Origin of the sequence: Hymenobacter sp. B81 (assembly GCF_044628455.1) — a bacterium.
Taxonomy (GTDB): Bacteria; Bacteroidota; Bacteroidia; order Cytophagales; family Hymenobacteraceae; genus Solirubrum.
Genome location: NZ_JBIYZW010000001.1, coordinates 1,770,243 through 1,788,369, shown reverse-complemented (window position 1 = coordinate 1,788,369; position 18,127 = coordinate 1,770,243). Strand labels below are relative to the sequence as shown.

Below are 18,127 nucleotides of genomic sequence, written 5' to 3'. Positions count from 1 at the left end.
GGTCGGAAACGCCGCTGCATCTACTTGGCTACAGCCGGGCCGTCCGCAGATGCCGCAATTCCAGCCCGGCCGCGGCCAGCAGCCGCAGCGCGGCCATAACAGCTACGGCCAGCGCCGCAATCAGCAGTGGCGCCTGGCGCGACTCGGCATTGGTCAGCAGCTGGGAGAGTTGCCCGAGTTGGTCGAGCCAGGTGAGTTCCTGATACGGCGGTGTAATTTCTACTATATCCTCGGATGGTAGAGCCCCAGGTAGTAGAACGCGAGGAATCGGCTTGTGGGTGATGAGATAGATGGTGACGGGTTCGCGCCGAAAGTCGATCAACCACTTTCTGAGACCTGCTATTGCAAACTCATCCATTAAGCGAATCAGGCGCTGATAAGTTGTCTTCGGCTGTAGGCGTATTCGTACGCCGGCGTCCTCATCGGGCGCGGCGGCCAGCTGCTGCAGGTAGAAGCTGGTCAGGCGGGCGCTGTAATAGTCCTGCCACGGGTTGCCCGTAAACTCCACCGTCTGCCAGGAGCGAAATGCTTCCAGCCCAGCTGCCGGGCCATAGTATGCCCGCCCGATGCCGAGCCGATCAGCATGATTATCACTGTTAACCCAAGAGGGCGTGTCCTTCGGCCATGGAAATATCGGCACTGCTGTCCGGCGCGTGGACGACAGCCGTTGATTGACCAGCGCACAGCCCAGCACCAGCAGCCACGCCAAGGCCAGCAGCCCGGCGGGGAAGAACAGCTTACGCGAATGGCGGCGCACGACGTACATCAGGCAGAAAGGTCGGTAGTCCCGACGAGTTTAAGCAGAAGGTGTGTTTAGACCAGTGGCTGCTGCTGCGACTTGGCTACAGCCGGGCTGTCCGCAGCTGCCGCAACTCTAAGCCGGCCGCGGCCAGCAGCCGCAGCGCAGCCACGCCAGCTACGGCCAGCGCCGCAATCAGTAGTGGGGTTTGGTGTGACTCCGGATTGACCAGCAGTGCGGAGAGTTGTCCGATTCGGTCGAGCCAGGTGGGCTCGGGGCGCGGAGGCGCAGGTTCCTGAGCCATTACCAAGCATCCGCCAGGGTCTAGAACGAAAGGCTCGGGCTTGCGGGTAATCAGGTAAAGCGTAGCTGGTTCGGAGCGAAAGTCGACGTAATAGGACTTGAAACCAGCTACCGTAAACTCATCCAGAAGCGTAACAAGTTGGCGGTAGGTTGTCTTCGGCTGCAGGCGTATTCGCACACCGGCATCCACATCGGGCGCTGCGGTCAAATGCTGCAGGTAGAAGCTCGTCAGGCGGGCACTGTAATAGTCCTGCCACGGATTGCCCGTAAACTCTACCGTGTGCCAGGAGCGAAGCGTTTCGAGGTGAGCAGACGGGCCATAAAATGCATTCCAAATGACCGCTAGGCCCTTATCGTAGGCATCAAAGGTGTTTTTCATCTTGTTGCCCAGTGGCATGAGCGACAACATGACCGACGTTTGGAGCGGTGCCGGCGGGTTACGGGCTATCAGCGCACAGCCCAGCACCAGTAGCCACGCCAGTGCCAGCAGCCCGGCGGGAAAGAACAGCTTACGCGAATGGCGGCGCACGACGTACATAACGAACTGGCGGGAATCTGGCGTAAGAACGCACTATCCGTCCGCATTGGCATGTCATGATTAATCCAGCTCAAGTGGCTGGGACAACTCGGGCGGAATTACTTGTCTGTCATCCTGAGCCACAGGCGAAGAACCGTGCCCCGTCAGAACCAGTCGTTCATCGGTGGTTAGGTCCTTCGCCTGTGGCTCAGGATGACGGGCACTTGTCATCTTCTACTGCTTTCCCTAGCCCTTCTTCGCTTTCACCTTCGTTTTGCCCGATGGCGCCGGGGCTTTGCCGCCCGCGCCGGTGTAGGCCACCCGGTAAATCACGCCGTTCGAGTCGTCGGTTACCAGCAGGGAGCCGTCGGGGTGCTGCGCGATGCCGCACACGCGGCCGAACTGCTCCTTGTTGCCATTCACCAGCCAGCCCGTCACGAAATCCTCGATGCCGGTGGCGCGGCCCTGCGCGTCGTAGCGCACCCGCACGATGCGGTAGCCCGAGGGCTCGGCGCGGTTCCAGGAGCCGTGCATGGTGGCGAAGGCGTCGTTCTGGTACTCCTGTGGGAACTGCCGGCCGGTGTTGAACACCATGCCCAGCGGGGCGGCGTGGGCGGCGTAGAGCAGCGCGGGCTTCACCGTTTTGGCGGCGTACTGCTCGGGCGTCATGTCGGCGGGCTGGGGGTGGGGCGGAATTTTGCCGTCGGCGTACACATAGGGCCAGCCGTAGTCGGCTCCTTCGCGTAGCTCGTTCAGCTCCTCGCGCTGGTCTTCGTCGCCCAGCCAGTCGATGCCGTGGTCGAAGCCCCACAGCGCCTTGCTGACGGGGTGCCAGCCGAAGCCGATGGTGTTGCGCAGCCCCCGGGCCCACACGCGCCGGCCCGAGCCGTCGGGTTTCACCAGCAGCATGGTGGCCTGCTCCTTGTTGCGCTCGTCGCAGGCGTTGCAGGTACTGCCCACCGAGAGGTAGAGCTGCCCGTCGGGCCCGAAGGCCAGGGTGCGGTTGGGGTGCTGGCCGGCATCGGGCAGGTCGTTGTAGAGCGTCTTCAGCTCGCCCAGCGTGCCGTCGGCCTTGACGTCGGCCACGAACAGCTCGCGAATGGCGCTGAGGTAGAGCTTGCCGTCTTTCAGGGCGAGGCCGTGCAGGTCGGGCCGCTGCACCAGGGTTTTGGTCAGCTCCGCTTTGCCGTCCTGGTTGGCGTCGCGCACCAGCATCACGGTGCCTTTGTCGCGGTCCGACACGTACACGTCGCCGTTGGGGGCCACAGCCAGCATGCGGGGCTTGCCCACGTTTTCGGCAAACTTGCTCACGGTGAAGCCGGCCGGAGCCTTCAGCTGGGCTACGCGGGCGTCGGTGGCCTCCACCTTGCCGGGCTTGAACACGTTTACCGGGAAGCCGTCCTTCACCGTCTTTTCGTAGTCGTTCTGGGCCGCGGCGGGCAGGGTTGTGAGCAGCGCGGCGGCGGCGAGCAGGCAGGCAAGGGGATGGGGCATGAGGTGCGACGAAAGCGTGGAAACGAACTCAGGCGTGTACCGGCCCGGCCGCGTCAGGGTTGCGCGCGGCGGTGGTTTGGGCGGCATTTGCCCGCCGGCTTCCGTATCTTGCTGGTCCCGAATTTCTTCCCGATTCCGATGAGCTGCCCGCGCCGCGTACTGGTTCTGATAGCCTGGCTGCTGGCGGGGCTGCTGGGCGCGCAGGCGGCGCCGGGCGCTCTGCAGGACCTCACGGCCTGGCAGATACGGCCCGGCGACGCAGCCACCTGGGCCACCGCCCCGCTCGACGCGGCCTGGCAGCCCCGCCGCTTCAACAGCCACGCCTGGCCCGGCGTGGCCGTGCCGGCCCCGGTGTACTGGCTGCGCACCACCGCCACCGTGCCGGCTACCGCCCGCGCTACTGGTCCGCAGAGCCTGGTGCTGTGGGGACTGCACTCGGCCGCGGAAGTGTACTGGGACGGGCAGCTGATCGGGCGCAACGGGCGGGTGGGCGCCACGGCCGCGCAGGAGCGGGCCGGCACCTGGAAGTACACGGTGGCGCTGCCCGCCGCGCTGGCCCGGCCCGGCCCGCACACCCTGGCTTTGCGCGTTTCCGACTGGCAGTTTGCAGCCCGGCCCCTGCAGCCCAAAATCACGCTGGGTGGTACCGAACAGCTGACTCGGCAGGACTTCCGGTTCACGGCCGGCACGCTTTGCATCATCGGGGCGCTGGTGACGGCGGTGGTGTTTTGCCTGGTACTGTACTTCGGCTCGGCCCGGCGCATTTCCTACTTGTACCTGGCGCTGTACTGCGCCTCGCACGCCGTGAAGGTGGCTTTCAAACCCCTGTACTTTTTCGGCGACGTGACCTTTGCCCGGCACTACCTCTACAGCGGAGTGGTGCACGGGGCGGTGGTGGCCGGCGGCATTTTCCTGATGCTGTTTCTGCTCTCGGAGTTCAGGGTGCCACGTGCGCGCCTGCTGATGGGGCTGTACGTGGCCTTTGCGGCGGTGGCCTACTGGGCCCTGGCCGAGGGCCGCTTTCTGGTGCCCACCACGGTGGCCGCGCTGGCGGTGGCCCTCTACGCGGTGTGGCGCCGGCAGGAGGGCAGCGCCCTGGCTTTGGCCGGGGTGCTGGGCTTTGCGGGCTTCACCTACCTGGGCTACCAAAACCTGCTGAACCTGGGCTACTTCCTGGGCATCCTGTTTTTCATTGTGTGCACCACGCTCAGCATCGGGCGGCAGCTGGCCCGGCAGCAGCGCCTGCGCCAGGAAGCCCTGTTGCGCTCGGCCCGGCTCGAAAACCAGTTGCTGCGCAAGAACATCCAGCCGCACTTTCTTTTCAACACGCTCACCTCCCTGCAGGAGCTCATCGACCAGCGCCCGGCCCAGGCCTCGCAGCTCATCGACGCCCTGGCCGATGAGTTCCGCATGATTTCCAGCATCGCCGAGGAAAAGCTCATTCCCATCGACGACGAGCTGAAAATCTGCCAGACCCACCTGCGCATCATGGGCTTCCGCCGCGAGGCCGAGTTTGCCCTCGAAACCCGCGGCCTCACCGGGCAGGAGCGCGTGCCGCCCGCCACCTTTCACACCCTCATCGAAAACGGCCTGACCCACGGCTACGGCTGCCGGGGCCGGGGCCGCTTCGTGCTGACCAAGGAAGCCCTGGACGGGGGCGTGCGCTACGAGCTGTTCAACGACGGTGACGTGCCCGCCCCGGCCGGCCCCGTGGTGGAAGGCACCGGCTCGCGCTACGTGAAGGCCCGCCTCGAAGAGTCGTTTCCCGGCTGCTGGCGCATGCACTCGGCCCCCGTGGCCGACGGCTGGCGGGTGGTCATCGACATCTTCGACCGCAAACGCCCGGCCCTGGCCACCCGCTAACCCGACTTGCTCATGCGCATTGTAGTAGTCGAAGACGAAGCCCTGATTGCCGGCCGCATCGTGCGCCTCACGCGCGAGCTGCTGGGCGCCCGCGTGAGCAGCCTGTGCGTGAAGCCCACCCTGGAAAGCGCCACCGCCTACCTGGCCGACAACCCCATCGACCTGCTCATTCTGGACCTGAACCTGAACGGCCGCGACGGGTTTGAGCTGCTGCAGCAGGCCGTGGCGGGGGCCTTTCACACGCTCATCATTTCGGCCAACACCCACCGCGCCATCGAGGCCTTCGAGCACGGTGTGCTGGATTTCGTGCCCAAGCCATTCGACGCGGCCCGCCTGCAAAAAGCCTTCGACCGCTACGAGCGGGCCGACGAGGCCGGCAGCTCGCCGCTCAAGTACCTGGCCGTGCGCCGCAAAAACACCCTGCGCCTGCTCGACGTGGGCGAGGTGCTCTACATCCAGGGCGCGGGTATCTACTCCGAAATTCACCTGCGCAACGGCACCGTGGAGCTGCACGACAAGCCCCTGCACCGCCTGCTCGACATTCTGCCGCCCGCCTTTGTGCGGGTGCACAAGTCCTACCTGGTGAGCATTGCGGAGGTGGAACAGCTGCTGAGCCACGGCTCCAGCAAGTACGAGCTGCGCCTGCGCTCCGGAGCGCTGCTGCCCGTGAGCCGGGAGCGGTACAAGGAGCTGAAGCAGACCTTGGGCCTGTAGGCTGAGCGCAGTTCACAAGCCGGTAGCGCGGTTCAGCAGGTAGTCGTTGGGGCCGGCGGCGGGGCGCGGTACGTTCGGGCATCCTTCACCCGCAACCAGCCTTCCCATGTCCCACGCTATTTCCCGCCGCGCCTGGCTGCGCAGCAGCGGCCTGCTGGCCGCCGGCGCCCTGCTGAGCCCGGCCGCCCAGGCCCTGGCCCCGGCCGCCGCGCTGCTCGGGCGGCCCGCCGCGCCAACCCTCATCAAGCTCAGCGGCAACGAAAACCCCTGGGGGCCGTCGGACAAAGCCCGGCAGGCCATGCGCGCCGCCTTCGACGACTGCAACCGCTACCCCAACGACTACCTGAAAGCCCTGCGCGCCCAGATAGCCGCGGCCGAGGGCCTCACGCCGGAGCACGTGCTGCTGGGGGCCGGCTCCACCGAAATTTTGTCGTTGGCGGGCCTGGCCTACGGGGCCGGCGGCGGGCAGCTAGTGTCGGCCTGGCCGGCGTTTCCGCTGCTGATGCAGTACGGCGCCGAGCACGCCAAGGCCGACTGGGTGAAAGTGCCGCTCGACGCCAACCTGGCCCACGACCTGCCCGCTATGGCCCGGGCCGTGACGCCCGCTACCAGGCTGGTGTACGTGTGCAACCCCAACAACCCCACCGGCACGGTGCTGCCCGCCGCCCCGCTGCGCGACTTCTGCCAGCGCATGGCCCGCCAAACCACGGTGCTGGTGGACGAAGCCTACCTGGAGTACCTCGACGACCCGGCCGCCAACAGCATGGCCGACCTGGTGCGCACCGGCCAGAACGTAATCGTGCTGCGGACCTTCTCCAAGATCTACGGGCTGGCGGGCCTGCGCCTGGGCTACGCGCTGGCGGCCCCGGCCGTGGTGCAGCGCCTGAGCCGCCTGGCCATGGGCTGGGCCTGGGGGCAGGGGGTGCCGGCGCTGGCCGCCGCCCAGGCCAGCCTGGCCGACCAGGAGTTTGTGCGCAGCTCGCGGCGCCACACCCGTGCCGGGCGCGAAGCCCTGCAAAGCTGGCTCACGCAGCACAGTATCCGGCACGCGCCGGCGGCGGCCAACTTCGTGTTCGTGTCGCTGGAACAATTTCCGGCCTCGTTCCCCGACGACCTGCTCCAGCGCAACCTGCAGGTGGGCCGGGTGCAGGAAGTCAACGGCGGCAAGTGGAGCCGCATCAGCATCGGTACGCCCGAGCAAATGAAGCAGCTCACCGCCGCTATGGCCGGGCTGCGCCAGGCCTGACCCTATCAACCTCACTTCTCACCCTGTTTCCTGCCATGAACCTTCTTCGTTCCTGCCTGCTGGCCGGGCTCCTGCTGCTGGCCGGCACTGCCACCGCCCAAACTACTACCGACGCCGAGGCCAAAAAGCGCATCGAGCAAACCCTGCGCTACTACCTCGACGGCGGCACCAACCGCGACCAGGCCCTGGTCACGAAAGCGTTTCAGCCCGAGGCGCAGATGATTTACCTGAAAGACGGCGCGACGTTCAGCATCATGCCCATCCAAACCTACCTAGCCAACATCAAGCCCGGCCCCCGGCTGGAGCGCAGTACCCGCGTGGTGAGCATCGACGTGGCCGGCAAGGCCGCCCAGGCCCGCGTGGAGAGCGAGGGCGCCGATTACCGCATGGTCGATTTTATCAACCTGCTGGAAATCGACGGCGAATGGAAGATTGTCAACAAAATTTTCTACCGGCTTTCCAAAACCCAAACCGCTGCCAGCAAGTAAAATACACCATGCCACAGGCTGATGCGCGTCCCTGCTCCGCAGAAGTTTTGGTGAGTGAAAAGCTTTTCGGTTGCATCTGATTTGGGGCGCGCATCAGCTCGTGGCATGTACCTCCTGAATGCCCCGTCCTAACTTTGGGCGGGGCATTCTCGTTCGGGGAGCACCTCACCAGTCCGCCCCGCATGAACCACCGCTACCGCCTGCTGCCGCTGCTGCTGACCGCTGCCTACCCAGTGGCCGCCCAAACGCCCGTCGCGCCGCCTGATTCGGCCCAGCCGCGGGCCACCGTGGTACTGCGCGAAGCCACCGTGGTAGGCTACGGGCAGGAGTTGCCGTTGCGCCGCACCGCCGCCGCGGTAGGGGTGGTGGGGGCCGGCACCATCGGCCGCTTCAGCGAAGCCTCCCTTACGCAGGCCGTAAACACCCTGCCCGGCGTGCGGCTGGAGGAGCGTGCCACCGCCAGCTACCGCCTGAGCGTGCGCGGCAGCACGCTCCGCTCGCCCTTCGGCGTGCGCAACGTGAAGGTGTACTACCACGACATTCCCTTCACCGAAGCCAGCGGCAGCACCCCACTGAACCTGATTGACCCGGCCACGCTGGGCCGCATCGAGGTGCTGAAAGGCCCGGCCGGCAGCGTGTACGGCGCCGGTACCGGGGGCGTGGCCATTCTGCAAGCCAAGCAGCTGCCCACCGACGGCGCCAGCGTACGGGCCGGGGCCATGGCCGGCAGCTTCGGGCTGCGGCGCTACACCACCGAAGCGCAGCACACCAGCACCTCAAACGGCCGGCGCCAGCAAACCTACGCGCACTACGCCCACCAGCAACTCGACAGCTACCGCCAGCAAAGCGCCCTGCGCCGCAATGTGCTGGCCCTGGGCGGCGAGCTGCAAACTTCCGACAAGCGCACCGTCGCGGCCCACCTGCTCTATTCCGACATCGATTACCAATTGCCCGGCGGCCTCACGCGGGGGCAGTTCGAGCAAAACCCGCGGCAGGCCCGGCCCGGCACGGCCACCGCGCCCGGCACCGTGGCCCAGCGTACGTTCTACGCCTCGCGCACGGCGCTGCTGGGTTTTACCCACGAGTACCGCTTCACGCCGCAGCTGGCCAATAAAACCACGCTCTATACCACCGGCACCGCCATTCGCACGCCGTACCTGGTAGACTACGAGCGCAACACCCAGGTGGGCGGCGGCGGGCGCAGCGTCTGGAACTACCGCACCGCGCTGGCTGGCCGGGTGCTGCGCCTCACCGCCGGCGGCGAGTACCAAACCAGCTTCGAAAACGCCCGCAACTACCAGAACCGCGCCGGTACGCCCGGCCCGCTGCGCTACGACGACGAAATCCGCACGGCCACCGGCTTTGCCTTCGCCCAGGCCGAGTACGAGCTGCCCGCCGAACTGCTGCTCACCGTGGCCGGCAGCTACAACCGCCTGCGCTACCGCATTCAGCGCGTGGCCGATGCCGCCCAGCCCAACGGCTACCAGCTGGCGCGCAACTTCCGGCCCGAGGTGTCGCCGCGGGTGGCGCTGCTGCGCGAGTTTGGCCAGCGGCTGTCGGTGTACGGCAGCGTGAGTACGGGCTTCTCGCCGCCTTCGGAAGAGGAAATCCGGCCTTCCGATGGCAGCCTGAACCGCAGCCTGCAGGCCGAGCGCGGCACCAGCTTCGAGGTAGGAGCGCGCGGGCAGCTGCTGCACGACCGGGTAAGCTTCGACGTGGCGCTGTACGATTTTCGGCTGCGCCAAACCATCGTGACGCGCACCACCGACTTGGGCGCGACGCTGTTTGCCAACGCCGGCAACACCCGGCAGCGCGGCGCCGAAGTGGCCCTGAGCGGCTGGCTGTGGCGGGTATGGCGCCCGTCCGACAACCCCGCGGACGACCCCACCTTCGACCTGCCCATGGTGACCCGCGAAGATGAAGGGCTGCGCCTGTGGGTTAGCTACGCCTACAACGATTACCGCTTCCGCCGCTACGAAACCGGCGGCAACGACTTCAGCGGCAACCGCCTCACCGGCAGCGCGCCGCACACGCTCACGGCGGGCGCCAACGCCGGCCTGCGGGGCTTCTACCTCACGCCCACGCTCAGCCACCAGGCCCGCCTGCCCCTGAACGACGCCAACACCGACTACGCCGCGGGCTACTGGACTTTCGCCACGCGCGCCGGCTGGCGCAGCACCTGGCAGGGGCATTTGACGGCTGACGCGTACGCCGGCATCGAAAACGCCACCGACCGCCGCTACAGCCTCGGCAACGACCTGAATGCCTTCGGGGGCCGCTACTTTCAGCCCGCCCCGGGCCGCAACTACTACGGCGGCGTGGCGCTGGGCTGGCGCTGGTAAGCACGAACCCCGCAGAATTCAGGCAGTAGCAGCGGCCCTTCGCCGATATGGGGTAATGGTACTTTGCCGCTAGGCTCCAAATAGCGTGGGTATAGCCTGCGGATAGGGTGCGTATAGTCTCCGTATAGTCTCGCCGCCCGGCGAGCCGCCGCCGAGTAATGCGTGCGGTTTTGCACTATGTCAGGCCAGAAGGTTTTCCCGGCTAGGGCCGCGCAGCGGCAACGATGCGGGGTCAGGCGAGGAGCAGCAAAAAGCCGGCTGCCCCGGGGTGGGGAAAACCGGCTTTCGTGGTTTTTCGGTTTGGCGGCAGGCCCGCCGTACTCACCGGCTCACCGCTTCAGGACCTCACACTTTCACGGCCTTGCCTTTCCGGGCGGCCTCGTAGATGGCCAGCATGTAGCGCACGTCGCGCAGGCCTTCTTCGCCGGGCGTGCGGGGCGCCTTGTTCTGCATGATGCACTGCGAAAGATGGTCCATTTCGGCGGCGAACTGGTTGCCCTCCTTGAGCTTGGGCTCCTGCTCGCCCTGCTCAGTACCAATTTTCATGGTGTGCTTGTCGTAGTCGGAGAGCGGGTCGAGGTCGAGCCAGCCCTTGTCGCCAAACACGCGCCCGCGCTTCACGCCCTGGTAGCTGTAGGAGGAGGTGCAGGCCGCCAGAATGCCGCTGGGAAAGCGCAGCGTGAAGGCCACGTTGTCCTCCACTTCCTTGAAGCGCGGGTCCTTGGGGTCGGAGTAAATCTGGGCCGTGATTTCCTCGGGCTCCTCGCCGGTGAGGTAGCGGCAGGCGTTGAGCGAGTAAATGCCGATGTCCATGAGTGAGCCGCCGCCCGCGAGCTTTTTCTGCACCCGCCAGGTGTCGGCCTGGTCTTCGGTGGGCTTTACGGGGCGGCCGTGGTCGGCGGTGATGAACTGAATCTTGCCCAGCTCGCCCTTGCGAATCCGCTCGATAGCGTTCAGGTTGAAGGGCTCGTACTGGGCGCGGTAGGCAATCATGAGCTGCTTGCCAGCCTTGTTGCAGGCGGCAATCATCTTCTGGCAGTCTTCCACCGAGGTGGCCATGGGCTTTTCGCACAGCACGTGCTTGCCGGCCTGCGCCGCCCGAATGGTGTACTCGGCATGCAGGGCGTTGGGCAGAATGATGTACACCACGTCCACCGCCGGGTTGTCCCTGATCGAGTCGAAGTTCTGGTAGTCGTAGACACTTTTCTCGTCGATGCCGTACTCGCGGGCCAGCTTGCGGGCCTTGTCGGGCGAGCCGCTCACCAGGGCCACCAGCTGGGAATGCGCGCAGTCATTGAAGTTGGGCATGATCTGCTCGGTGGCAAACTTGCCCAAGCCCACGATGGCCCAGCCGAGCTTTTTCTTGTTGGCGTGTTGCATGGCAGCGGTAAGGGGTTGAGCCAGGGCGGCCGGACCCGTCAGGGCCGCGACGGCCGCGCCCAGGCTGGCCTGGCGCAGAAACTGGCGGCGCGATTCGGTGACGTCCATTGGCACGAAGCGGTAAAACAATGCCTACGCTAACGCCTGCCGCCGCCCCAGGTTACAGCGGGGCCCAATTCCACTTCCTCACCGCCTGATGAGGCAGGGCCAGCTCAGCCGCCGGCTCGCCCACACAAAAGCGGGGCTTCGCAGCGCCGCCACGAAGCCCCGATCAGGGTAGCAAGCACCCGAAGGCCGCCTTGCGCCTAGGGGCGCGGCGGCCGCACGGCAGTGGGCCGCCAGGTCACGCTGAGGCCGGTGCCACCGCCGGGCAGCAGCAGCGGCGTGGCGTGCCAGCCCACCATGCGGGGCTTGCGGCCCCAGCGGTTGCGGTGCGAGAGGTAGCCCAGGTGCGCCGACAAAATGCCCACACCGGCGCCGGCCACCACGTCGCTCTGCCAGTGCCGGTCGTTGAGCATGCGCAGGGCCGCCACGCTGGTGGCAATGGTGTAGGCGCCCACGCCGTACCACTGGCTTTGGTCGCGGAATTCGGTGTGCACGATGCTGGCCGCCAAAAAGGCCTGCGCCGTGTGGCCCGAGGGAAAGGAGTTGCGCGTGGTGCCGTCGGGGCGCAGCACCTTGGTGGTGTTCTTGAGCACCACGGTGGTCAAACCAAAAATCAGCTCCGACTTGGCAATGACCAGCAGGGTGTTGAGCCGGTCGTTGCGGGTTTCCACGCCGGCCAGCGCCACCAAACCCAGCTCGGCGTAGGGCGCCAGAATCAGGGCATCGTCGATGCGGGTGCGGAAGTTGGGGAAGTGCCGCTGAATGTCGCGCCGGGCGTCGAAGCTGCTGTAGAAGCCCCGGTCGTTGATGGTGCTGATGCCGTAGCCGATGAGCAGCGCCGGTACGGCGGTGGCCTTCACCAGCTTGCCCCGGTACCAGGGCTTCTTCTCAGCCGGTGCCTCAGCCGGGGTTTCGTATTTGCGGGTGGTGTCGGGAGCGGCCGGAGCGGGCGACCCGGACTGGGCATACAGGCTGGCCGGCGCAAGCCACAGCCACAGGAACAGGGAGGTAGAGAAACGCATGCGTACCAATCGGGCAGATTAAGCACGCAAAGAACCGAAATTATTCGCTTCGCTCGGGCACAATCAGCACGGGGACAGCGGCCTCACTTAGTACCCGGGCCGTTACGCTCTGGTGAAACAGGCGGCCCAGGAAGCTGCGTTGCCGGGCCGGCAGCACCAGCAGGTCGGCGCCGGCAGCGGCTTCTACAATACCCGTAGCGGGGTCGTCGTGGGCGACGCCCCTGGCCTGGCTCGCGCCGAAGCCGGTCGTCAGCCCTGCGGCCTGGGCGTGTGCGAGGGCCGCGGCGGCCTGCTCGTCGGTGGCGCCCACCACCACCAGCTGCAACGCGGCCCGGTTGAGCAGCGGCGCCAGCTGGCTCATGCCCGCGTAGGAGGGCAGCGGCTGCCCGTCAACGGCCAGCAGCGCCTGCCGGGGCGGCCCGGCGGCTGGGCCCTGCGGCACCACCAGCAGCGGGCAGGGCAGCTGCTCCAGCACGTCGAGGGCGGTGGTGTGGGCCAACTCGGCGGGAATTTCGGCCAGGTCGGGGCGGCCCACCAGCACCAGGGTGGCGTGGTGGCGCCGCGCCGCTGCGCTCAGCTCGGCCGGCACGTCGCCGCTGACCAGCTCGTAGTCCGGGCGCAGGGCCGCGTCGAGGGCCTCGCTGCGCTGGCGCAGCAGGTCGGTGGCCTGGGATTCGCTCAGCTCGGCGGCCGCGCTGGTGAAAGCGCGGGCACTCAGTAGCGAGGGACGCACGTGCAGCAGCAGCAGGCGGGCCTGGGCCGGTGCGGCCAGCGCCGCCGCGTAGCGCAGCGCCTGGTCGGCCGCGGGCGAGAAATCGGTCAGGACAAGAAGCGTGAGCATGAAAGCAGAGAAAGAGGGCCGAGGCCGGGTGAAAGGCAAGTTTACGCCGCGGGCGGCAAACCCGGGCCTGCGCGACGTTACGTTTTTGTGACCACAGCGGTGGTTTTCTGCCGGGCGTTGGAAGCAGTGGACTTGGGGAGCCCCTGAACTGCAAACCGCCCCGCTACGGGGGTAGCGGGGCGGTTGCAGAGCGGGGAAATCCCGGCTATTGACGCAGGCCGTCGATTTCTTCCTGCCGGGCGCCACCCACGCCGTAGCCGTCGTCGGTCATGGCCGAGTTGTCGCGGTCGGGGCCGGCGGTGGGCTGATCGGGAATGCCCGACGAGGCGGCATCGAGCATGGCCGAGGTGTCCAGGGTACCTTCCTCGTCGCGGGGGTAGTCGTAGAGTTCTTCCCGGTGCTTGCGCTGCGCCTCGCTCAGCGGGGGCTGCTGGTCGGCCGATTGATTGGGGTTGGATTCGGGTTGCTTAGCCATGGGGAGCGGAAAAGTCGGAAAAACGGAAAGATTAATCGAGGGGGTAGGGGCTGTGGCTGGCCGGGTCGATGCTGTCCCAGTACACGAAGCGGGGCGAAGGCACCGGGGGGCGGGGCTCCATTTCTTCGAGTTTGCCGGGGGCCAGCGCATTTACCGTGAAGGGGGCGCTGGGATCGGGCAGCAGGGGCGGCGCGGCCGTGGGGGCGGAATTAGGGTTCGGTTTCATGGGGGAAAGGGTAGGAGAACGGAAGAGCGGAAAGGGGTACGGCAGCGCCGGAAACGATTTCTACGTAAGTCCGGGCAAAACGATTGACCTGAGCCGCCTGGCCCCGGCGCCGGCGGCCTGGTTTAATGTCCGGCTTTTTTACCAGACTTCTTACTATGAGCGAAGTACGCATCAACCACGACTCCGAAGAACAGATGTTCAGTGTCATTGGCCAGGACGCCGAACTAACCTACGCCCGGCCCGCCGATGGGGTCGTGGATTTCCAGCACACCTACGTCGACGAGAGCCTGCGCGGGCAGGGCTTGGCCGAGCAGCTGGCCCAGGCGGCCCTGGCCTGGGCCCGGCAGGAAAAGCTGCGCGTGCGTACCAGCTGCCGCTTCATGCAGGCGTACGTAGACCGTAACCGCGCCGAGTACGCCGACCTGCTCGACCAGCTGGCGTAAGGGCTTGGGCTGCCGAACGGGCTACTGCTTGATGAGCTTGAGAATGTGCGGCCGGCCGGCGGCTTCTACCGTGAGCAGATACACGCCCGGGGCCAGCTGGCGCAGGGCCGCGCTCAGCTGCTCGTTGGCAGTTTCCACCGGCGCCGGCAGGGTGCGCAGCAGGCTACGGCCGTGCGCCGAGCGCAGCTGAAGAGCTACCCGGGCCTCGGCCGGCAGGCCCGTGAGCCTAACCGCGACGCTGCTGGGATTGGGAAACACCCCGGGGCCGGCCGTTGCAGCCTCGGCGGCCACAAACAGCGGCTGGCTCAGGCTGAACCGGCCGTCAAAATCAACCTGGCGGAGGCGGTAGTAGGCTGCGGTCGGCGCGTCGGCGTCGGCGAACCGGTACTGCTGGTGCCCGGTCGTGGTGCCGCGGCCCGGTACCTGCCCGATCAGGCCGAAGTCCCGGCCGGTTGCCGACTTAAGCACCTCGAAGCGGGCGTTGCCTTTTTCGGCTGCCGTCGACCAGCGCAGCTCCACCGCAGCCCCGCGGCGCTCGGCGGCGAAGGCAGTCAGCTTCACCGGCAGCGGCACGCTGGGGTTGCCCACGGCCAGCAGGCCGAAGCTGCTCACGCCGGCGGCCGCAAAAGTGAACGGGCCGCTGCCGCTAGCCGCGCCGCTGCCCAGGGGCTGCCAGGTGTCGCCGACCCCGCCGCCGTGGCGGAAAGCCGTAGCGGAGCCGGGCTTGAAGTCGACATTTTCGTCGGCGCCATTCCACTGGAAGGTGAGGTCGGCTACGGCGCCGGGGGCCGCCTGCACCTCCCAGGTGCGGTTCACGAACTGGTGCTGGCGACTGAAGGGGGCGCCGCTAGTGCCGTTTTCCAACACCCCACTAAAGGCGCGCACTCGGAAATCGGCACTGCTGCCGGAGTTGCCAATGAGCAGCGGGGTGTAGCTGGCGGCCGTGCCCACCGGAAAGCTCACGGCCGGGCCACCGCCGGGGACGGGCCGCCGCAGGAATCCGCCGCCGGGCTGGTCCATGGTTACGAGGTAGCGGCTGGCGTCGGCGCCGGTGAGGGTGGCCGCGGCGTCCAGGGTCAGGTTCTGGCCGCCCAGTACGAGGCGACCGGTGCTCAGGTGCAGGTTGCCGGTAACCGTGACGGGGGTCAGCAGCGTCACGTCGGCGGGGTTGGCAACGCGCAGGTTGGCGAAGGTGGTGGCCGCCCCGGCGAGGGTTTGCGGGGTGCTGCCGGCCAGCTCCACGGTGCCCGTGCCCGCGAGGCTGCCCTGGTTGACGAGGTTGCCGCTCAGGCGCAGGGTGCTGCCAGCGGCCAGGTTGAGGGTGGCCCCGGCCTCTATCACGAAGTTGCGGGCCAGCACGGTGCCGCTGCCCAGCGCGGGCATAAACATGCTGCCGGCCGGTACCAGCACGTCGAGGCCGGCGGTGGGCAGCAGGCCGCTTTCCCAGTTGCGGCAGTTGGCGGCATCGGCCGAGTTGGCGTTGCCGGTCCAGATGGCGACTTGGTTGGCGGCCGGCGGCGCGGCCAGGGTGTTGGCACTGGCCGGGGCCGTGTAGCTCACCTTCACAAAGCAGCGCTGGCCAGGGTAAGTGGCGGCGGTGTTGCGCGCCTTGAGGGTGAGCCAGCCGGTAGTGGTGGGCGTATAGGTGTCGAACAGGTTGCCCGGGCCCGTTACCTGGTCGAGGCGGTTGCCGCGCAAATCGTAGAGGGCCAAAGCCAGGGAGCGGGAGTTGTCGGTGGGGAACAGCTCGTAGGTCACCGTTTTGCCGGCTTCCACGAAGATTTTGCCCACTACGCGCTGGTTGGTGGAGTTGTCGGGCAGGCGCCCGCCCTGGCCCAGGCTCTGGCAGTGCGAGTCGCCCAGGTCGTCGGCCATTTCCCACTCCTGGGTGGTGCTGCGGGCCGCCGAGCTGAAATTGGTTCCGATACCCGTCGGCGCCCACACGGCGTAGCCGCGGCGGCCCTGCAGGGCGGTGCCGTTGCAGGGTGGCACGCTGATGTACGCTTTGCCGCTGCCGTCCACCACGCGCAGGTCGTTAAGGCTGCTGGCGCCCGAGTAGTCCTGCAGCTGGGTGCCGGCGGGGAAGCTGGTTTGCACCTGCACGGTCTGCCACGCGTCCCAGCTGTCGTTGACGCCCACCAGGGCTTTGCCGGCGCGCTCGATGATGAACAGATCGGCGGCGCGCCACCGCTCCTGGTAGGCGCCCTCCATAAAGCGCAGGTTCTGGCGGCACCAGAGCAGGTTTTCCAGGTCGGGGCGCACGGGCAGGTCGGCGGCGTTGCCGGGCAGGTGCGAAAAGCGCTTGCCGGTGGTGCCGATGTCAAACAAATCCTCGAAGAAAATCTGCGGAGCGCCGTCCACGGCCAGGGCCACGGCGTAGCAGGCGCTCAGGCGCGGGTCGCGCGGGTCGATGTGCTTGCCCAGCTGGTCGCCCAGGTTCCAGCCCGCGTCGTCGCCCAGCGGGCGGCTGTAGTTGCCGCTGGCGTCGACGATGGGGCGGAAGGTGTCGTGGTTGTTGACGAAGGGCACGGTGCGCAGGCGGTTGCTTTGCTGCTCGTCGTAGAGGCTGCCCAGGTTATAGCCGCCGCCCTCGGCCACCACTCCGCGGAAGCCATCGGTCTGGAAGCCGCGCAGGCCGAAGTCGAAAGTGCCCGAGCGGTTCTGCACGCCCACGCTGGGGTTGGGGTCGTTGCAGAAGCGGTCCAGCTCGCTTTTGCCGCCCACGAACTCGCCCACGGCAAACATGTTGTCGGAACCCGAGGCCCAGCCCGCATTGTGCTGCAGGTTGTAGAGGAAGTCCTCGGTGGCCCAGGCCGGGTAGTGCTTCACCGCATCGAGGCGCACGCCGTCGAAGCCCTGCTGCTTTTTGTACCAGATCAGCCAGCTGCGCGTTTCGTTACGCATGTAGTTGCTGCTCTGGGGCGGGTTGAAGCCGCTCACGTTGGAGCTCTGGCCGAAGGCGCCGCCGTAGTAGCACACGTCGGGCCCGAACATTTCCTGGCACCAGTCGCCCGAGTTGCAGTTGTGGTCGTTGTTGGGGTGAAAGTTCTGCCAGTTTTTGGGCCAGCGGCCGGCGCGGGCAAAGTAGTCGGCCTCGCTCTGGTCGGTGGCCGGCGTGGCGTAGCTCACGTAGCGGAAGTTTTTGTAGCGGTTTTCCCAGGCGGCGGGGTCCTGGCCGCCGGCCCCGGAGTTGGAGCCGGCGCCGATGATGTGGTTGGGCACCACGTCCTGAATCACGTCGATGCCGTTGGCGTGCAGCACGGCCACCATGCGCAGCAGTTCGTCCTTGGTGCCCAGGCGGGTGCTGGCCGGGTGCGGAGCGGTGCTGTTGTCGCGCTGAAACTTGTCGCCGAGGTCGTAGTGGTCGAAGGGCGCGTAGCCGTTGTTGGGCGCATCGTTCTTGATGGAGGGCGGCACCCACACGGCCTGAATGCCCAGGGCCTTGAGGCGCGGAGCCAGGTCGGCCACGTAGTTGGCCCAGCCGAAGGGGTAGTTGGAGTTCCAGTAGTTCCACCAGAACGCCTGGAAAACCACTTGGCGTTGTTGCTGGGCGCGGGCCGCCGGGCCGCTCAGCAGCAACAGCGCGAGCAGCACGCCAGCCAGCCCCGAAGCGCGCAGTCGGAGTAACGAGAAGAAGTGTTTCATAGGTGAGCAGGTAAACCAATTTGGAGCGTGCTGGTTTGGCCGCTCGCTTGCTACGGCGGCCCCGAGCTGCCAACTGTCCGCCCAGTCCGGCAAATATAAAAAACAGGGCAGTCAGATTGTAATATTCCTGTGTATAGTTGCCTTGATTGCGAACGACACGGGGCAAGCTGCTGCCGCTCTGCTTCGTGGCCGGGGCCAGATTGTCCGTTCCTGAGTCAGCCGGCCGCGCTGTTCAGCGGCCCGCGCAACGCAAACGGGCCCCGCTGCAGCGCTGCAGCGGGGCC

Annotated in this window: 15 protein-coding genes; 6 read left to right on the top strand and 9 right to left on the bottom strand. The window is 66.9% G+C overall.

The features are described 5' to 3' along the window. Positions 1-28 precede the first annotated feature (28 nt). The 3 genes from ACE191_RS07875 to ACE191_RS07865 all read right to left on the bottom strand — a co-directional run bounded on the left by ACE191_RS07875 (position 29) and on the right by ACE191_RS07865 (position 3,053). A complete protein-coding gene (locus ACE191_RS07875) occupies positions 29-766 on the bottom strand; it encodes a hypothetical protein (RefSeq protein WP_400191644.1) in 738 nt (245 codons plus the stop codon). 76 nt (positions 767-842) lie between these two features. Continuing rightward, positions 843-1,580 carry a hypothetical protein gene (locus tag ACE191_RS07870; RefSeq protein WP_400191643.1) on the bottom strand — a complete coding sequence of 246 codons (738 nt, stop codon included), beginning with the start codon at positions 1,578-1,580 and terminating at the stop codon, positions 843-845. A 225-nt stretch (positions 1,581-1,805) separates the two neighbouring features. Then, positions 1,806-3,053 (bottom strand): PQQ-dependent sugar dehydrogenase, encoded by a 1,248-nt coding sequence (locus tag ACE191_RS07865; RefSeq protein WP_400191642.1) that lies wholly within the window; start codon positions 3,051-3,053, stop codon positions 1,806-1,808. Positions 3,054-3,191: 138 nt separating this feature from the next. Here ACE191_RS07865 and ACE191_RS07860 point away from each other — a divergent pair, with 138 nt between their 5' ends. The 5 genes from ACE191_RS07860 (at position 3,192) to ACE191_RS07840 (ending at position 9,706) form a co-directional block, all read left to right on the top strand. Beyond that, complete coding sequence (locus tag ACE191_RS07860; RefSeq protein WP_400191641.1) at positions 3,192-4,916, top strand: histidine kinase; 1,725 nt, start codon at positions 3,192-3,194, stop codon at positions 4,914-4,916. 12 nt (positions 4,917-4,928) lie between these two features. Then, complete coding sequence (locus tag ACE191_RS07855) at positions 4,929-5,630, top strand: LytR/AlgR family response regulator transcription factor (protein ID WP_400191640.1); 702 nt, start codon at positions 4,929-4,931, stop codon at positions 5,628-5,630. A 106-nt stretch (positions 5,631-5,736) separates the two neighbouring features. Further along, positions 5,737-6,876: a pyridoxal phosphate-dependent aminotransferase gene (locus tag ACE191_RS07850; RefSeq protein WP_400191639.1), complete on the top strand. Its 1,140-nt coding sequence runs from the start codon at positions 5,737-5,739 to the stop codon at positions 6,874-6,876. Positions 6,877-6,911: 35 nt separating this feature from the next. After that, positions 6,912-7,364: a nuclear transport factor 2 family protein gene (locus ACE191_RS07845; RefSeq protein ID WP_400191638.1), complete on the top strand. Its 453-nt coding sequence runs from the start codon at positions 6,912-6,914 to the stop codon at positions 7,362-7,364. A 182-nt stretch (positions 7,365-7,546) separates the two neighbouring features. Beyond that, complete coding sequence (locus tag ACE191_RS07840; RefSeq protein ID WP_400191637.1) at positions 7,547-9,706, top strand: TonB-dependent receptor family protein; 2,160 nt, start codon at positions 7,547-7,549, stop codon at positions 9,704-9,706. 345 nt (positions 9,707-10,051) lie between these two features. Here ACE191_RS07840 and ACE191_RS07835 read toward each other — a convergent pair whose 3' ends face one another. From ACE191_RS07835 to ACE191_RS07815, 5 genes are all read right to left on the bottom strand, one after another. Then, positions 10,052-11,194, bottom strand: a complete 1,143-nt coding sequence (locus tag ACE191_RS07835; protein ID WP_400191636.1) for a Gfo/Idh/MocA family protein — start codon at positions 11,192-11,194, stop codon at positions 10,052-10,054. Positions 11,195-11,391: 197 nt separating this feature from the next. Further along, positions 11,392-12,213, bottom strand: coding sequence for a phosphatase PAP2 family protein (locus tag ACE191_RS07830; protein ID WP_400191635.1), 822 nt, complete (start codon positions 12,211-12,213; stop codon positions 11,392-11,394). Between the two features lie 40 nt (positions 12,214-12,253). Beyond that, positions 12,254-13,054 carry a universal stress protein gene (locus ACE191_RS07825; protein WP_400191634.1) on the bottom strand — a complete coding sequence of 267 codons (801 nt, stop codon included), beginning with the start codon at positions 13,052-13,054 and terminating at the stop codon, positions 12,254-12,256. A 205-nt stretch (positions 13,055-13,259) separates the two neighbouring features. Further along, positions 13,260-13,529, bottom strand: a complete 270-nt coding sequence (locus ACE191_RS07820) for a hypothetical protein (protein WP_400191633.1) — start codon at positions 13,527-13,529, stop codon at positions 13,260-13,262. A gap of 31 nt (positions 13,530-13,560) precedes the next feature. Beyond that, a complete protein-coding gene (locus ACE191_RS07815) occupies positions 13,561-13,755 on the bottom strand; it encodes a hypothetical protein (protein WP_400191632.1) in 195 nt (64 codons plus the stop codon). A 155-nt stretch (positions 13,756-13,910) separates the two neighbouring features. On the opposite strand from ACE191_RS07815, the gene ACE191_RS07810 reads away from it, so the two are divergent. Beyond that, complete coding sequence (locus ACE191_RS07810) at positions 13,911-14,198, top strand: GNAT family N-acetyltransferase (RefSeq protein ID WP_400191631.1); 288 nt, start codon at positions 13,911-13,913, stop codon at positions 14,196-14,198. A 21-nt stretch (positions 14,199-14,219) separates the two neighbouring features. Here the strand turns inward: ACE191_RS07810 and ACE191_RS07805 are convergent, their stop codons facing one another. Then, on the bottom strand, positions 14,220-17,843 hold the full coding sequence (locus ACE191_RS07805; protein WP_400191630.1) for an alpha-amylase family glycosyl hydrolase: 3,624 nt from the start codon (positions 17,841-17,843) through the stop codon (positions 14,220-14,222). Positions 17,844-18,127: the final 284 nt, after the last annotated feature.

What these genes read in the sequence shown, in the direction of transcription:
- ACE191_RS07875 (WP_400191644.1), bottom strand. Translation starts at nt 766, where the DNA reads ATGTACGTCGTGCGCCGCCATTCGCGTAAGCTGTTCTTCCCCGCCGGG.
- ACE191_RS07870 (WP_400191643.1), bottom strand. Translation starts at nt 1,580, where the DNA reads ATGTACGTCGTGCGCCGCCATTCGCGTAAGCTGTTCTTTCCCGCCGGG.
- ACE191_RS07865 (WP_400191642.1), bottom strand. Translation starts at nt 3,053, where the DNA reads ATGCCCCATCCCCTTGCCTGCCTGCTCGCCGCCGCCGCGCTGCTCACA.
- ACE191_RS07860 (WP_400191641.1), top strand. Translation starts at nt 3,192, where the DNA reads ATGAGCTGCCCGCGCCGCGTACTGGTTCTGATAGCCTGGCTGCTGGCG.
- ACE191_RS07855 (WP_400191640.1), top strand. Translation starts at nt 4,929, where the DNA reads ATGCGCATTGTAGTAGTCGAAGACGAAGCCCTGATTGCCGGCCGCATC.
- ACE191_RS07850 (WP_400191639.1), top strand. Translation starts at nt 5,737, where the DNA reads ATGTCCCACGCTATTTCCCGCCGCGCCTGGCTGCGCAGCAGCGGCCTG.
- ACE191_RS07845 (WP_400191638.1), top strand. Translation starts at nt 6,912, where the DNA reads ATGAACCTTCTTCGTTCCTGCCTGCTGGCCGGGCTCCTGCTGCTGGCC.
- ACE191_RS07840 (WP_400191637.1), top strand. Translation starts at nt 7,547, where the DNA reads ATGAACCACCGCTACCGCCTGCTGCCGCTGCTGCTGACCGCTGCCTAC.
- ACE191_RS07835 (WP_400191636.1), bottom strand. Translation starts at nt 11,194, where the DNA reads ATGGACGTCACCGAATCGCGCCGCCAGTTTCTGCGCCAGGCCAGCCTG.
- ACE191_RS07830 (WP_400191635.1), bottom strand. Translation starts at nt 12,213, where the DNA reads ATGCGTTTCTCTACCTCCCTGTTCCTGTGGCTGTGGCTTGCGCCGGCC.
- ACE191_RS07825 (WP_400191634.1), bottom strand. Translation starts at nt 13,054, where the DNA reads ATGCTCACGCTTCTTGTCCTGACCGATTTCTCGCCCGCGGCCGACCAG.
- ACE191_RS07820 (WP_400191633.1), bottom strand. Translation starts at nt 13,529, where the DNA reads ATGGCTAAGCAACCCGAATCCAACCCCAATCAATCGGCCGACCAGCAG.
- ACE191_RS07815 (WP_400191632.1), bottom strand. Translation starts at nt 13,755, where the DNA reads ATGAAACCGAACCCTAATTCCGCCCCCACGGCCGCGCCGCCCCTGCTG.
- ACE191_RS07810 (WP_400191631.1), top strand. Translation starts at nt 13,911, where the DNA reads ATGAGCGAAGTACGCATCAACCACGACTCCGAAGAACAGATGTTCAGT.
- ACE191_RS07805 (WP_400191630.1), bottom strand. Translation starts at nt 17,843, where the DNA reads ATGAAACACTTCTTCTCGTTACTCCGACTGCGCGCTTCGGGGCTGGCT.